This is a genomic window from Pseudomonas sp. XWY-1 (genome assembly GCF_002953115.1).
Lineage (GTDB): Bacteria > Pseudomonadota > Gammaproteobacteria > Pseudomonadales > Pseudomonadaceae > Aquipseudomonas > Aquipseudomonas alloputida.
Window position 1 is genome coordinate 265,370 of record NZ_CP026333.1, and the last position, 14,714, is coordinate 280,083.

Annotated in this window: 14 protein-coding genes and 3 pseudogenes; 6 read left to right on the plus strand and 11 right to left on the minus strand. The window is 61.8% G+C overall.

The window, feature by feature from the left end; genetic code table 11:
* Window positions 1-62: 62 nt before the first annotated feature.
* Window positions 63-428, plus strand: a complete 366-nt coding sequence (locus PRJ_RS29065; RefSeq protein ID WP_039615182.1) for a histone-like nucleoid-structuring protein, MvaT/MvaU family — start codon at window positions 63-65, stop codon at window positions 426-428.
* Window positions 429-564: 136 nt separating this feature from the next.
* A pseudogene (locus tag PRJ_RS30815) lies at window positions 565-763 on the plus strand (helix-turn-helix domain-containing protein).
* On the opposite strand, the gene PRJ_RS29075 reads toward PRJ_RS30815, so the two are convergent.
* From PRJ_RS29075 to PRJ_RS29100, 6 genes and pseudogenes are all read right to left on the minus strand, one after another.
* Window positions 760-978: a BPSL0761 family protein gene (locus PRJ_RS29075; RefSeq protein ID WP_039615181.1), complete on the minus strand. Its 219-nt coding sequence runs from the start codon at window positions 976-978 to the stop codon at window positions 760-762. The pseudogene PRJ_RS30815 and the gene PRJ_RS29075 overlap by 4 nt on opposite strands.
* A 62-nt stretch (window positions 979-1,040) precedes the next feature.
* On the minus strand, window positions 1,041-1,631 hold the full coding sequence (locus PRJ_RS29080) for a DUF6088 family protein (protein WP_039615180.1): 591 nt from the start codon (window positions 1,629-1,631) through the stop codon (window positions 1,041-1,043).
* A gap of 99 nt (window positions 1,632-1,730) precedes the next feature.
* The gene (locus tag PRJ_RS29085) at window positions 1,731-2,519 is read right to left on the minus strand and encodes a metallophosphoesterase (RefSeq protein ID WP_052261125.1); all 789 of its coding nucleotides are present in this window, start codon (window positions 2,517-2,519) and stop codon (window positions 1,731-1,733) included.
* A 104-nt stretch (window positions 2,520-2,623) separates the two neighbouring features.
* Window positions 2,624-2,767, minus strand: a pseudogene (locus tag PRJ_RS29090) (IS3 family transposase); the annotation flags it as partial.
* Between the two features lie 131 nt (window positions 2,768-2,898).
* Window positions 2,899-3,774 (minus strand): annotated as a pseudogene (locus tag PRJ_RS29095) (IS3 family transposase); the annotation flags it as partial.
* A 52-nt stretch (window positions 3,775-3,826) separates the two neighbouring features.
* Window positions 3,827-4,774, minus strand: a complete 948-nt coding sequence (locus PRJ_RS29100; RefSeq protein ID WP_039615200.1) for a LysR substrate-binding domain-containing protein — start codon at window positions 4,772-4,774, stop codon at window positions 3,827-3,829.
* Between the two features lie 181 nt (window positions 4,775-4,955).
* On the opposite strand from PRJ_RS29100, the gene gtdA reads away from it, so the two are divergent.
* The 3 genes from gtdA (at window position 4,956) to maiA (ending at window position 7,512) form a co-directional block, all read left to right on the plus strand.
* Window positions 4,956-6,011 carry a gentisate 1,2-dioxygenase gene (gtdA, locus tag PRJ_RS29105; protein ID WP_039615179.1) on the plus strand — a complete coding sequence of 352 codons (1,056 nt, stop codon included), beginning with the start codon at window positions 4,956-4,958 and terminating at the stop codon, window positions 6,009-6,011.
* A 14-nt stretch (window positions 6,012-6,025) separates the two neighbouring features.
* Window positions 6,026-6,724 carry a fumarylacetoacetate hydrolase family protein gene (locus tag PRJ_RS29110; protein ID WP_039615178.1) on the plus strand — a complete coding sequence of 233 codons (699 nt, stop codon included), beginning with the start codon at window positions 6,026-6,028 and terminating at the stop codon, window positions 6,722-6,724.
* A gap of 146 nt (window positions 6,725-6,870) precedes the next feature.
* Window positions 6,871-7,512 carry a maleylacetoacetate isomerase gene (maiA, locus tag PRJ_RS29115; protein ID WP_039615177.1) on the plus strand — a complete coding sequence of 214 codons (642 nt, stop codon included), beginning with the start codon at window positions 6,871-6,873 and terminating at the stop codon, window positions 7,510-7,512.
* Between the two features lie 246 nt (window positions 7,513-7,758).
* Here maiA and PRJ_RS29120 read toward each other — a convergent pair whose 3' ends face one another.
* Complete coding sequence (locus tag PRJ_RS29120) at window positions 7,759-8,379, minus strand: isochorismatase family protein (protein ID WP_039615176.1); 621 nt, start codon at window positions 8,377-8,379, stop codon at window positions 7,759-7,761.
* Between the two features lie 123 nt (window positions 8,380-8,502).
* Entirely contained in the window at window positions 8,503-9,360 is an 858-nt protein-coding gene (locus tag PRJ_RS29125) for a pirin family protein (protein WP_052261124.1), read from the minus strand.
* A 116-nt stretch (window positions 9,361-9,476) separates the two neighbouring features.
* Between PRJ_RS29125 and PRJ_RS29130 the strand changes: the two genes are divergently transcribed.
* Window positions 9,477-10,400, plus strand: coding sequence for a LysR substrate-binding domain-containing protein (locus PRJ_RS29130; RefSeq protein WP_039615198.1), 924 nt, complete (start codon window positions 9,477-9,479; stop codon window positions 10,398-10,400).
* Between the two features lie 41 nt (window positions 10,401-10,441).
* Here the strand turns inward: PRJ_RS29130 and PRJ_RS29135 are convergent, their stop codons facing one another.
* The 3 genes from PRJ_RS29135 to PRJ_RS29145 are packed head-to-tail and all read right to left on the minus strand — an operon-like array spanning window position 10,442 to window position 14,687.
* Window positions 10,442-11,962, minus strand: a complete 1,521-nt coding sequence (locus PRJ_RS29135) for an MFS transporter (protein WP_039615175.1) — start codon at window positions 11,960-11,962, stop codon at window positions 10,442-10,444.
* Between the two features lie 8 nt (window positions 11,963-11,970).
* Window positions 11,971-13,191 (minus strand): efflux RND transporter periplasmic adaptor subunit, encoded by a 1,221-nt coding sequence (locus tag PRJ_RS29140; protein WP_039615174.1) that lies wholly within the window; start codon window positions 13,189-13,191, stop codon window positions 11,971-11,973.
* Complete coding sequence (locus tag PRJ_RS29145) at window positions 13,188-14,687, minus strand: efflux transporter outer membrane subunit (RefSeq protein ID WP_052261123.1); 1,500 nt, start codon at window positions 14,685-14,687, stop codon at window positions 13,188-13,190. Before PRJ_RS29145 ends, PRJ_RS29140 begins: the two co-directional genes overlap by 4 nt.
* Window positions 14,688-14,714 lie beyond the last annotated feature (27 nt).

Here is a 14,714-nt window from a genome sequence, read left to right on the forward strand (position 1 = left end):
GGGTCAGTTTTCAGTCGGCGTTGACACCAATTTGATTCTGTTACGAAACCAAAGGAGTGAACATGTCCAAACTAGCCGAATTTCGTCGTGCCGAGCGTGAGCTGCAGAAGCAGATGGCCTTGCTTGAACAGCTGCAGGCCGACGCCAGCCTCCAGCGCGAAATGGAGTTCGAAGACAAGCTTAAGGCGCTGATGGCGGACTACAGCATGGATCTGGCAAAGGTGGTAGCCATCCTCAATCCGCCGCCGGTCGAGCTGGAGCCGCTTGCCCCGGTTGCCGTGAAGCAGCGCCGCCCCCGCCAGGTGAAGGTGTATGTGCAGCCAGTTACCGGCAAGCGTATCGAGACCAAGGGTGCGAACCATGCCCAGCTCAAGGCCTGGAGGGCTGAGTTTGGTGCTGAAGTGGTGGAGGGCTGGCGAATGGCCTGAGCCAACGCGTTCACGCTTCGGGCAGCCTCACCCCCGACAGGGGCTTACAGCTGCTCGACCTTCAGAAACAGGCCAGCAACAGCGGTCTTTAATGCTGCGAAAAGCGGAGCTGATAGCTCGGCTCGACGGCAAAGTCATCCAACGAGTAGGTGCTCCCCGAACCTGCCCCAAGAGCCTGCCCGCACTCGCGCTGGCTTGCAGCACGACCACAGCTATATAGGACGCATCGAGCGTGGTGAGGTGAACATCACCGTCGAGAAGCTGTATCGCATCGCCAGCATGCTGAGCTTGATCCAACCTCCCTCCTGCCTCCAGTATCGGAGCTACAGGGCTAGTCGATTCTGGAGCTCAGAAAAACCCACGGCAGACCATCGTCGCGCTGCTCCTCTATCTTCCCGGCAAGCAGCACCTCATCGGCGGTCGGGTAATGACGCAACAGTCGACGCGCCTCAATGCGCACGGTCTCAGGCAGCGTCTTGTCACGAGACAAGTCAACCAGAAACTCACGGGCTTGAATGATCGAGCGGGTGCGCTCACTGGGCATCGTCATTCCGTTCTCCTTGCATAAATCTCATCTAGCTAAATGCTCTGCCTGGCCATTGGTGCATGGCGTCAGACCGGCGGAGGGCCAGCCAGGGCCTTGCTCATCCAAGCAGGCATTTTGCAGGCTGCCAACTGCTTGAGTTCGGCTGGCGTCAGCTCGTTCTTGATCTTCGTGACTGAAGTCGGATTCACGCCTTTGCTGCCCAGGTAGAAGAGCGCTACAAGGGCCAGTCCCACCTTGGTTCCGGCATGCTGCAACTTTTCTGGGGAAACATGCCGGAGCCGTATCGTCAGGGCACCGAGTCGAATCTCTCGACTTGAGCCGCTCGTATACAGCACAGACTGTGTTTGCATCTGGGTGCTCAGGCGAAATGCCCTGACCGCCTCGGCACCATGCACCTGGATCGTTTCGTGATTCCGCTTGGCGATCACCCGGATCACAGCCAAGGCACTGGGGCGGACACTGCCGACATACGGACTGATCTTCGGTCGCATATAGATCCCGCGAGTGATCCGCTCCAGCTCGCCAGCGCTCACCAACCGGGCTATCGCCTTGCAGACAGCAGAGCGTGATCCCAGCCCTGCAAATCGTCGAGAGCTGAACGGTTGCCCTTTGGGTTGGTATTTCACCTGTTGCCAGATGGTGGAGGCTATGGGCATGGTGTATCCATGTGATCAGAAAGTGTGCCACTCATGGGCGTTAACCGATGCTACATGCCGTACCTGCGGATCACCGTGGATCTTCTTCGGCCCCTTCGATTATTGGTATTGCCCCGACAATAATTGCTCATCGCCCGCTGGCAGCAGGGCCTCGAGGTCGATGACCAGGGACGGCTGGAACCCAGACTCCTCCCCTGGATAGCCCCGCTGATTGGAGACAACCCGCGTCCCATTCACTTCGAAGTCGACCGAGGTATGCGTGTGGCCATGCACCCACAAGGCCACGCGATCGCCCCCTATCAGATCCTCCCAGTCGTTCGCGAAGGCCGCATCCAGGATCGTGCCGGCATGGGGGCTTTCCTGCAGCGAGCGCAGCGTCGGGGCGTGGTGTGTGATCACCACGGTCGGTCCTTCATAGGGCTCGACGAGCTTGCTGCGCAGCCAGTCACGGGTCTTCTCCGCCTGCTTGATCAGGTCCGTCGGCCGGATGCGGCGATAGTTCTCCGTGCGGATCTGGCGGAAATCGCTCAGCGCCTGCTGCGCGCTCAACGCGGCCAGGGGCGGGTTGCCGGTGGCAGCGAAGTCGGTCCACATCGTGGCGCCGAGGAAGCGCACGCCGCCGATCTCAACCTCATCCCGATCCATGACGTGCACACGTTCGTCGCCGGCGGCACGCATCGCCTGCAGCGTCTTGGTGAGGTGGCCACGGTAGAACTCGTGGTTGCCCGGCACGTAGAGCACCGGGCAGTCGAATGCCTGCCTGGCCCACTCGATGCCCCGTACGCCGAGGTCGATATCGCCCGCGAGGATGACCACATCCGCATCCCTCACCTCGGGCGTGAAGGGAGCGAACTCGTTGTGCAGGTCGGACAGGGGGTGAATTCGCATCGGGAGTGCCTGTTGCAGTGAATGCCGACCAGTATGTGCAAAATCTGCACAATGCTCGGCGAGCCGCACTATTGTGATCTTGCCCAGCATTCGTGGACACGGGTTTAAATACTCATCCGGGCCTCGAAGGCCTCCGGGCTGATGTTCCCCAATGTGCTGTGACGCCGCTGGCGGTTGTAATCGGTTTCGACGTATTCAAACACGGTTTTACGCATCTGGGCGCGGCTCATGAAGCGCTCGCCGTGTAGACCGGCTGATCCCCTTCGTGGTCGAGAGGGTTCCTGCGGCTTTCTTGTCTGCAGTCCTTGAGGAGGAGCTGATGGCACCGGACTACCAGCTGTGAACCGCCCCGGGAATTCCGGAGGCTCTTTGGTGTGAGTCATGACGTCTGGGCCGACTTGGTGAGTTGTTGATAGTAAAGGGCTTCAGCCTCGGCAGGTGGGATGTTGCCGATGGGTTCCAGCAGCCTCCGGTGGTTGAACCAGTCGACCCACTCCAGAGTTGCCAGCTCCACCGCCTCCCGATTTTGCCAGGAACGACGATGGATCACCTCAGCCTTGTACAGGCCGTTGATGGTCTCGGCCAAGGCGTTGTCGTAGGAGTCCCCCACGCTGCCCACCGAGGGCTCGACCCCGGCTTCGGCAAGTCGCTCGGTGTAGCGTATCGGCACGTACTGTACGCCGCTGTCGCTGTGGTGAATCAGCCCGCCGCGGTCGACGGGCCGGCGGGCATACAGCGCCTGCTCCAGCGCATCGAGCCCGAAGTCAGTACGCGCCGAACTGGAAACTTTCCAGCCGACGATCCGCCGGGCAAAGACGTCAATGACGAAGGCCACGTAGACAAAGCCCTGCCAGGTGCTGACGTAGGTGAAGTCCGACACCCACAATGCATTCGGCCGCTCGGCGCGAAACTGGCGATTGACCTTATCTTGCGGACAGGGCTTGGCCTTGTCGCTGACCGTAGTCTTGGCCGGTTTGCCGCGTACGACACCTTGCAGCCCCAGTTGCCGCATCAGCCGCTCAATCGCGCAACGAGCCACCACGAAGCCTTCCCGCAGGAGCTGCCGCCAGACCTTGCGTACGCCGTAGACCTGGAAGTTCTCCTCCCAGACCCGCTGGACATGCTCGCAGAGCATTTCATCCTGGCGCATGCGGGCTGACTGCCGCGCAGGATCTACTTTCCGGGCTGCATGCTCGTAGTAGGTCGATGGAGCGATCGGCAGCACCCGACAGATCGGCTCGACTCCATAAACATCATTTTCAGTAAGCGCGGGTAGGGGACACCCAGAGGCCTGTCTGCGGTCTAAATCAGGCGATGGGCGGCGTCGGCTGTAAATGGCGGATCGGCGTGTTCGCCGCCTGACGCAGGCAGTCGAGCAGATCGAGGACGCTGCCGTCCATAAGCGGTTCGTCACGCCAGCACATGCCGATTGAGCCTTGGGTTTCGAGCTCGAAGTCCAGTGAGACCACCAGGCCGCGGGCTGTGAAGTGTTCGGCGACGCGGCCGGACGCGACCGAGATCATGTCGCTGTTCTGCAGCAGCCATAGATTGCCCATCAGCGATGAGGATTCGACCCGGCACGGCAGCGGCTTGAGACCGGCCTGGGTCAGCGCCATGTCCAGGCGGCTGCGGATCGGTGTGCCTTCCGGCCAGAGGATCCAGTCATAGGCGAGCAGATCCTCCCAGCCCAGCTCGCGGCGCCCGCTCAGCGGGTGGCCAGGACGGGCGACGACCTGCATCGGTTCGTGGTAGAGCAACTCGCTGCGCAAGGTGGCGCGCGGTTGATAGCTATCCAGACGGCCAACCACCACATCCAACTCGCCCTGCTCCAGTCGCTCGAGCAGGGCGTTCATCGTGCTTTCCTGCAGCTGTACCCGCGACCGCGGGTGCTGGCGGAGGAAGTAGGTGATCGCATCCGGTACCAGGCTGGGCGCCGAGGCCGGCGAGGTGCCCAGCGCCACGCTGCGCGAATCGCCTTCCTGCAGGGCTTCCAGATTGTGCTGGGCGCGCGCCATCTCGCTGAGGATGCGCCGGGCATGCCCCAGAAGCAGCTGGCCGTGGGCGGTCGGGCGCAGACCGCGGGCGTGGCGTTCGAACAGTGTGGCGCCGACGTCTTCCTCCAGCTCCTTGAGCCATTTCGACAGCCCAGGCTGGGTGGTGTGGGCGAGGCGCGCGGTGTCACTGAGGCTGCCGGTTTCGGCCAAGCTGACCAGCAGGTGGAGATGGCGCAGGCGCAGGCGGCGGCTCCAGTCGATCATCCAGTCATGCCTTTGTTGGTATGGGGGTATAGCAACATATCATTATTCGCATATGGCCTGTGAGCGAATAATCGCGCCATGGACGAGGACGACGGTTTCACCGCCGGTTTCTCGACTGCTGCCGCGGCGGGCGGCTTGGCCCGTAGCGCGTTCTTCGATCTGCCACAGGTGATAGGGAATGCATAACAAAGACAACATCAGCACGGCCCGCGCGGACTTCTACCGCCGCATCGACACCCAAGACCTGTTCCCGCTGTGGGAGCAGCTACACAACCTGGTGCCGCTGGAGCCGACCGGCGGCTGCGTGCCGGCGCTCTGGCGCTACCGCGAGCTGCGCCCCAGCCTGATGGAGGCCGGCGAGCTGATCAGCGCCGAAGAGGCCATCCGCCGCGTGCTGGTGTTGGAGAACCCGGCCATCCGCGGCCAGGCCGCCGTCACCAACACCCTGTACGCCGGCCTGCAGCTGATCCTGCCGGGCGAGATCGCCCCCAGCCACCGGCACAGCCAGTCTGCCCTGCGCTTCGTCGTCGAAGGCCGCGGCGCCTACACCGCGGTGGATGGCGAGCGCACCACCATGGAGCCGGGCGACTTCATCATCACCCCGTCCTGGACCTGGCACGACCACGGCAACCCGGTCGAGGCCGAAGGCGGCCAGCCGGTGGTCTGGCTGGACGGCCTGGACATCCCGATGGTGCGCTTCTTCGGCGCCACCTTCGCCGAGAGCTACCCGCAGGCCGAGCAGCCGCTGACCCGCCCGGAAGGCAACAGCTTCGCTCGCTTCGGCAACAACATGCTGCCGCTGCGCTACCAGCCGAAAGGGCTGACCTCGCCGATCTTCAGTTACCCCTATGCCCGTACCCGCGAGGCGCTGGAAACCCTGCTGTGCCAAGACGAGGTGGATGCCTGGGATGGGGTCAAGCTGCGCTACGTCAATCCGGTCACCGGCGGCTGGCCGATGCCGACCATCGCCACCTTCATGCAACTGCTGCCTAAGGGCTTCCGCGGCCAGACCTACCGCAGCACCGACGCCAGCGTGTTCTCCGTGGTCGAGGGCAAGGGCAGTGTGCTGATCGGCGGGCAGCGCTTCGACTTCGAAGCCAAGGACATCTTTGTCGTGCCGACCTGGGCGCCGGTGAGCTTCCAGGCGGACGAGGATTGCGTGCTGTTCAGCTACTCCGACCGTCCGGTTCAGGAAGCGCTCGGCATCCTGCGCGAATCGCGCGAAAACCACTGACGAGGGAGAAGACTATGACCTATGTGATCCAACCGCCGGCCCAGACCAGCCTGCCGGTCGCCGGCAGCGACCAGCAGTTCCCGGTGCGCCGCGTCTACTGCGTGGGCCGCAACTACGCCGCCCACGCCCGCGAGATGGGCTTCGACCCGGACCGCGAGCCGCCGTTCTTCTTCTGCAAGCCGGCCGACGCGGTGGTGCCGGTGGCCGCTGGCCAGGTGCTGGAGCTGGACTACCCGGTGGAGACCAGCAACTACCACTACGAGATCGAGCTGGTGGTGGCGATCGGCAAGGGCGGCCGCGACATCCCGCAGGAGCGCGCCAACGAGCACGTCTGGGGCTACGCCGTGGGCCTGGACATGACCCGTCGCGACCGCCAGATGCAGATGCGCGAGATGGGCCGGCCTTGGGAGCTGGGCAAGGCCTTCGACCGCTCGGCGCCGATCGCGCCGCTGTACCCGGCCAGCCAGGTCGGCCACCCCGAGCACGCAGGCATCTGGCTGCAGGTCAACGGCAGCGACAAGCAGCGCAGCGACATCGACAAGCTGATCTGGTCGGTACCGGAAACCATCAGCTACCTGTCCAACTTCTTCGAACTGCAGCCGGGCGACCTGATCATGACCGGCACCCCGGAAGGCGTCGGCCCGGTGATCAAGGGCGACCTGATGGTCGGCGGCGTCGACGGGCTCGGCGAGATCCACGTGCGGGTCGTCTAAGGCGTTCCGAGAGCTGTCGTCCCTTAGCCCTGGGCGGTCGCTTGCGACCGCTATCGGGGCCCCTGCCCGGTCATACCGGCAGCGAATGGCTGGGGCAGGGATTCTTTTATGGCCAGAGCCGGCCTACTTTCGCAGGAGAGCATTTAGTGCAGCTCTACAGTTTCTTCAACAGTTCGACCTCCTACCGGGTCCGTATCGCTCTGGCGCTCAAGGGGCTGGCGTACGACTGCCTCGGGGTCAACCTGCGCAGCGGCGAACAGCTTAGTACGGCGCATCGCGAGCTCAATCCGGCTGCCGGCGTGCCGGTGCTGGTTACCGACGACAGCCAGCTGATCACCCAGTCGCTGGCGATCATCGACTATCTGGATGCCCTGCAGCCGGCGCCGCGCCTGCTGCCGGCCGAGCCGTTGGCGCGGGCGCGGGTACTGGAGATCGCCAACCTGATCGCCTGCGACATCCATCCGATCAACAACCTGCGGGTGCTCAATTACCTACAACGGGAGCTGGGCGTGAGTGCCGGGCAGAAAGATGCCTGGTACCGCCACTGGGTTGCCGAGGGGTTGGCAGCGGTCGAGTCCCTGCTGCAGCGGCATGGCCAGGGGCCCTACTGCTTCGGCGCTGCACCGACCCTGGCAGACTGCTGCCTGGTGCCGCAGGTAGCTAACGCCCAGCGCATGGGCTGCGAGCTTGAAGACTACCCGCAGCTCATGGCGGTGTACCGCAATTGCCTCGAGCAGCCGGCCTTCCAGGCCGCCGCCCCGGCGCGGCAGCCCGACTTCATCGCTTGACGCCACGGCGCCTTGGTACAGGCTCCGAACAGGTTTTGCCAGGCCTGGTCCGCGACTGCCGCAGGATGAGGACGGGCCGAGGTTTAGGGGCGGCAGGCATGAGTGCAGAACAGTTCGGAGAAAGGGTTACGCCAGACCAAGTGAGCTGATCGATGTTTCACAGCCACTCGATATGACGTGTTGCTGGCATCACTGCGCCTATACGGGACTCCGGCGCCAGGAAGCCCTGGCGCCGGAGTCTCTGGCTTAGTGGCCTTTGGCTGCGAGGTAGCTGCTGAACAGGTTGCCGTAGAACGGCAGGTGTTCACCCATGATCTGGCCAAGTGCCTCACCTGTCTGATTGCGCCAGTCGGCTTGCAACTCGGCACCAACCGCGACCCAAGTTATCGGCACAACACCGGCTTGAGCCATGCGGGCAACGGCGACTTCCTGAACCAGCTTGTTCCAGGTTCCGGAAGAATCAATCACCGCGTAGACCTCGTAGCCAGCCTTGATCGCGGACAATGCGACGAAGGCCACGCAGACCTCGGTCGATACGCCCGCCACGATCAGTTTTTTACGGCCAGTCTTCTTCACAGCCTCGACAAATGCCGGGTTGTCCCAGGCATTGATCTCGCCCGGGCGGTGAATAACCGGTGCGTCAGGCAGGGTCTGGGTAATGATCGGCAGCACCGGCCCATTCGGACCATCCGCGGCACTGGTAGTAATCACGGTCGGTAGATTGAAGGTCTTGGCCAGCTTGGTCAGCGCCGTAACCGCAGTCATGTACTCGGGTAGGCTCTGATCCTGGATGCCATTAGACAGACCGGTCTGGTGATCAATCAGTAGTAACGCGGCATTCTCAGCAGAGAGACGGTCGTAGCTCATGGGATTACTCCTTTGGTTTTGTCGGCATTCTGCCGGGTTGGTGCGCACACACGCAGGGCGTGGCTACCCACGGCCGCCTTGATGGCCGCCGTGTGATTTCATTGAAAGGTGGAAAGTGGCTCATCAAGAGGAGGCAAGCTGGCTCAACCTGCCCATCTCACCCGCGACGTACCGGGAGTAGGCGGCCTGCAGACCTGATTGGTCGTTCATGATGAATGGCCCGTACACGGCGACCGGTTCCATAGGATCAACTCCGCAGAGAACCAGCAGATGTGCGTCCTCCTTCGTGCTGATGCGCAGCTCAGCACCTTCGGAAGAGCTACGCACCGCGATGGCTTGGTGAGTCCCCAATGAATGCTCCGCATCATCGGAGCCTATGGTTACCTGACCCGACAGGATGTAGAACAGAACGTTACGTCCCCTCGGGATCTCGAAGTTCCCCTCGTGTGTGAGTTTCACGTCTAAAAACTCGAAGGGCTCAGCCGGATTGATCGGCCCCACTACGTCTTGGTACCGCCCGGAGAGAACACGAATCTTGGTCCCTCCCGCACCGTTCACCACCGGTACGTCTTCAGCGGCTGCGTAAAGCATCTTCGGGGCCAGGTTTTTGTGATCCCGAGAGAGGTTCACGAACAGTTGGAGACCGTGGACTTCCGAGCCTCTGGAAGCGGGAAGTTCGTCATGTACGACACCGCTTGCAGCCTGGGTCCAGACCATAGCGCCGGGCTCGATCACCAGGTCATGACCCAGCGAATCTCTGTTTCGCAGGCCACCTGCAGAGTCCTCGAAGACATAGGAAACTGCGGAGAAGCCCGCATGCGGGTGTGGAGCAAAGGTTGGCCCACTCATGCGGAAGTGATCGAAGCCCATGATCGGAGCAATGAAACCGGAAAGCGCGATGAGATCGAGGCGGTGAGCAGAAAACTGGGCGCCGTGCACGGCCTTTTCAGCGATGGCAATTGGGGAAAATTGAAGCGACATATTCGATCTCCTGAGCGGGCCGTGTGACCTGCATTCGATGGAGATACTGTAGATATAAACCCAATCGGCGATAAGATCGGTAAAGTGCCAAGGACTATTGCTATGGTGCACCAATGATTGAGGATCTGAATGACCTCCAGTACTTCGTGCTGGTCGTGCGTAACAAAGGCTTCACCGCCGCTTCTAAAGCTTCGGGGATCGAGAAGACTCGCTTGAGCCGAAGAGTCGCTGCCCTAGAAAGTCGCTTGGGGGTACGCCTGCTGAACCGAACGACCAGGCAAATCGCGCTGACGGACGCCGGCACCCGTTTCTATTCACAGTGTCTGGCAGTCGTTGAGGGCGCCCAATCGGCATATGACAGCGTTGCCGACCTGAGCAGAGAACCTGCTGGGATGGTTAGACTTACCTGCCCTCAGGTGATGGCGCAGACCTACCTCGCACCGATACTTCCCAGTTACCTGGCGCTGCACCCGAAAGTTCGACTGGAACTGAATGCCGTCGACCGTGAGGTCAATGTCATTGAGGAAGGCTTCGACCTTGCCCTCAGAGCCCGACCGCAGATTGAGGAAACGGCAGGACTTGTGGCGCGGCGACTGGGGCTGGCCAGACGAGTGCTGGTGGCTAGTCCGGCATTTCTGGACAGCTACGGGCAGCCCGCAAGTCCTGCGGACCTTAGGATCTTGGATACCCTCTGCCGGCCCGGGGACGTGCACGATGGCAGGGGGCGCTGGCTCCTGCAAAACGGTGAGAGCGACTATCTTGTGACCCATACGCCGCGTTTGCTCTCAGACGACCTGAGGGTGCAGCTGGAGGCTGCCATCCATGGTCTCGGAGTCACCCTCTTGCCAGAGCCGATAGTTTCTTTGGCTGTCCAACGCGGGCAATTGAATCTGGTTCTGCCGGGTTGGGCGGGTGCCGAGCATGTGATTCACCTGCTGTATCCGAAACCCAAGGGTATGTTGCCTTCGGTCCGGAGCCTTATCGACTACCTATCCATCCACCTGCCGGCGAGCATACAAGAGCGCAGTGTTACGGTCTGAATAGTTAGTACGTGTCCGCTTTTGACCAATGCGGACGATGTTCATCGGAAGACCCGCTGCAACACGGAAACCAGCGCGGCAGCAGCGGCGACCCAGATCACCAGCCAGAAATACTCGATCCCCGCCATCAGCGAAGCCTGCTGGCTTATCTGCTGTGCTTGCAGGGCCATGGCCATCTGGGCGGCCTGGCCTGCCTCGTGCGACAACGAGATGAACTGGCTGAGCTGTTGCAGTTGCTGTGAAAAGAGGGGGTCGTCATTGGCCAGCCGGATGTTCAGCGAGCTGTACTGCACCGTGCTTCTCCATTGCATGAAGATGGTCGCGAGACTGGTGCCCATTGCCATGGCGATCTGACCCAGAATGTTCTTGACCTGCTGCGCATGGGCAAAAAGCGCGTCTTCATGGGCGACATCGCGGAAGGTCTGCATCGCGGTCGTCGCCAGCACCAGCATGACAAAGCATCCGCTCAAGGCGAGTGCTGGGAGGACGTGCAGCCAAATGTCGGCAATCGGTGTGAGCGATGACAGCAGCCAGCCGAAGGCCGCCAGCGATAGAAATCCCGCGACGAAGAACTTCTTCGGTGCGGGGTGCTTGGGCAGTAAGCGCAGCATCACCAGCCAGGTCAGCAATGACGCCACGAGTCCCATGGACTGGAATTTCCCGATGGTATCCCAAGAATAGCCCAGGCCCATCTGGAGAAAGGACGGCAGGATGTAGTTGTTGGCCCCCAGGATCAAGTAGCTGAAGGAGAACAAGGCCACGCCCGTTACGTAGCGGGGGGTCATGAGTTGGCGGATCTTCAACAGCGGGCGGTCGTGATTGTGCTCGACGTGGAAGTAGGTATAGAGCGCGACCGTGGCCAACGCCGCAAAGACCAGCAGGATGCTGGTGTCGTCGTAGAAATCGTAGTAGGAGCGTTGCAGGACATAAAGAAGGAAGAACGATCCGACGGCCAGCAGGAGAACGCGCGCGGGACTGGTTTTCGTGCGCTCATGCTCGGGATGCGGGGCCTTGGGCAAAAATGCCAGGGAGAGCACGGCGGCCGCGACCGAGCCGACGATAAGCACCCAGAACATGGCCTGCCAGGTGTCGTGAGTGACGGCTAGTGATGCAACCAGCGGCGCCGCGGCGGTGCCGCTGGCCAAGCCGACGGCGAACACCTTGATCCCGACGAATCGCCCAGGCCCGGGCGGGATGAGGTTGACGAGGATGCGCGACGTCGTCATGAACGATGCCCCGCCCAACGCCATCACGACCCGGCCCAGGGCGAACGTGTGCAGGTCGTGGCTCAGGCTGCACAGCAGCGCCCCGGCGATGTAGACGCCGATCGAGCCGATCATGTAGTTGCGCCAGCCCAGTCGTTCGGTCAGCCAACGCTGTTTGCCGATCACGACCACCGCGACACAAGCATAGAGCGCTGCGACGAGGCTGTATTCCTCGGGGCTGGCGTCGATCTCGCCGCGGATGGGGACGGAGGCGAATGCGAGCATGCCGGTCTGTAGGAATTCGAGGCCGCACAGCAGGCAGACCGTTGCCAGGAGTGCGCCATGTTTTCTGTACATGAGCCGGCCTATCGTGCGGCCGCTGTTCGCGGCTGCCCTTCGTTGGCCCGGATGACCGTCTCCACGATGGCGTCGGCATCCCTCAACTCATGGTCATAGACCTGGGTTTGGTAGACCCTCTCCGGTGCGACATCCTGGCGGATCATGTCCCCGCTGCGATTGTTGGTATCCACTGAAACGCGCATGGACAGCCCGATACGCAAGGGGTGCCGGGCGATTTCCTTCGGGTCCAGGGCGATCTTGACCGGCACGCGCTGGGTGACCTTGATCCAGTTTCCCGTCGCGTTTTGGGCGGGCAAGAGTGAGAATGCGCTGCCGGTTCCAGCATCCAGACCCACGATCTTTCCGTGGTAGACCACGCTGTAGCCATAGACATCGGCCGTCAGTTCAGCCGGCTGACCGATGCGAAGATGCTCGAGCTGCGACTCTTTGAAATTGGCGTTTACCCATAGTTCGTCCAATGGGACAACGGACATCAGTGCGACGCCTGGATTGATGCGTTGACCCAGTTGCACGCTGCGTTTGGTCACGGTGCCATCCACGGGCGAAATAATGGTTGTGCGTGCGCGTGCGATGTACGCATCACGTAAGTTGGTGGCGGCGACCAGCACATCAGGATGCGTCCGGAGGTCGGTGCCATCGACCATGGCGCGGCGCTGTGCCAGCAACTGGTTTGCAGCGTCCAAGGCGGCCTGTGCGTTCTTGAGCACATCTTCGGCATGGCTGATTTCTTCACGGGAGACGGCCCCGCTGGCGGCGAGTCTGGAACGGCGTACCAGGTCGGCCCGTGCTTTCTGAACGTCGTTCTGGCGCTGCACGACCTCGGCCTGCAACTGCTGGACTTGCGAATACTGTGTCCTTGCCACCCGCGTAGCCTTGGCCAACTCGGTCTTGGCACGCTCGAACCGCACTTCCTGGTCTACGGGGTTCAGCGTGACCAGCGGTGAACCGGCCTTCACGTGGTCGGTGTTGTCCGCTGCAATGGCCGTCACGGTGCCGCCGATCTGTGCGGTCACTTGCACGACATTGCCATCCACGTAGGCATCCTCGGTGCGCTCGGAGTTGCGTTGCAGTACGTACCACGCGCTCCCTGCGATCAACAGGATCAGGACGGCTGCCGTAACCACCTTGCCGCGCGTCTGGAACGGCACGGGCGGCTTGCCGGCATCAGCGCTGCCCGCAGCGGTGGATTGCGGCTGTGCTTGATGGGGTTGGGTGCTTTGATTCATGTGCGTGGACTCCTTAATTCGTCGGCGCCATCGAGCGGCAGATCAGGGACGTAGCCTCCGCCCAAGGCGCGGCTCAGATTCGCCTGTAACGACAGGCCGCGGGCCTGCAACGCTGCGAGCTCTCGCCGTTGGATGGAGACCGAAGTCTGTGTGGTCAGCACTTGAATGTAGGTAGCCAGCCCTGCCGCATAGCGCTTGTTGACCAGCTCGTAGGCATCCGTGGCGGTTTGGACGGCCAGTTGTTGTTGCGTGATCCGTTGTTGCATCCAACGAATCGATGACAGTTGATCGGCGAGGTCGTGCAGCGCATCGATCAAGGTCTGGTTGTATTGCTCTACCGCGATGTCATAGGAGGCGTTCTGGGCGGAAAGATTGGCGCGCAAGCGTCCGCCTTCGAATATCGGCAAGCTGATCGCCGGTCCGAATCCGAGTATGCGGCTGCCTCCCTGCGTGAACGTATCCAGTCCCATGGTCTGTAGACCGACGAAAGAAATCAGGTTTACGTTTGGATAGAACTGCGCCTTCGCGACATCGATGTCATTGCTGGCCGCTTCCACTCGCCAGCGTTGAGCCACCACGTCGGGACGATGGCCTAGCAACTCGGCGGGCAGGGTGCTGGGCACGGAGAGGGTGGAGGAGGGCTTCAGTTGAGGAGGCGTGATGCTCCGACCGCGGTCGGGTCCCTTGCCCACGAGGGCCGCCAGACGGTTGCGACCAAGCTCCAGGGCTTCTTTGAGAGCGAGGATTCGGGCACGGGACGCAGTAATGCCGGCTTCGGACTGTTTGATATCGATCTGGCTGTCTAGCTCCGCAACAAAGCGTTGCTGTGTCAGTGAGTGGATGCTCTCCATCTGCTGCAGCATTTGACGCTCAATCGCGAGTTGGTCGTAGGTCTCCTGCAAGGCGATGTAGGCTTGAGCGATGCCCGATGACAACACCAGCCGAGCCGAAAACTGATCGACCTCGGCCGCCTTGCTGCGTCCGATCGCAGCTTCGACCGCCGCCTGATTCTTGCCCCAGAAGTCCAGCTCGTAGCTGCCATTCAGGGTGCTCTGGCCAATGTTTTGCCAGGTACCTGCGACGACTGCGGAGGCCGTCCCGTTTTCACTGTAGCGCTGGCGAACGACCGACAGGGAACCGTCGACCTGAGGCAGCAGACGCGACTCCTGAATCCCCTGCAGGGCTTCGGCTTGCCGCACCCTGGCAGCGGCCGCGCGCAGACTCGGACTGTTTTCCAGGGCCTCTGAGATCAGTTGGTTCAACTGGGGGTCGCCGAACCCAGTCCACCAATCCTCCCTGGGCCAGTCTGCAGGCGAAAGGTGCACCCCATTCAGGGCATGGGAAGCCTTGAGGTCATCCGGCTGGCCAATCAAGGATTGCGGCCTGAGGTCGCTGAAGGAACATCCGCTCAACAACAAGACGCCGAGAAGCGACAGCGTAAGCCCGAGATTGCGGTAACTCGCCAAGTATCCGGATGGGGCATGGAGTGTATCCATATATTAGATACCAATGGTGTCTATATG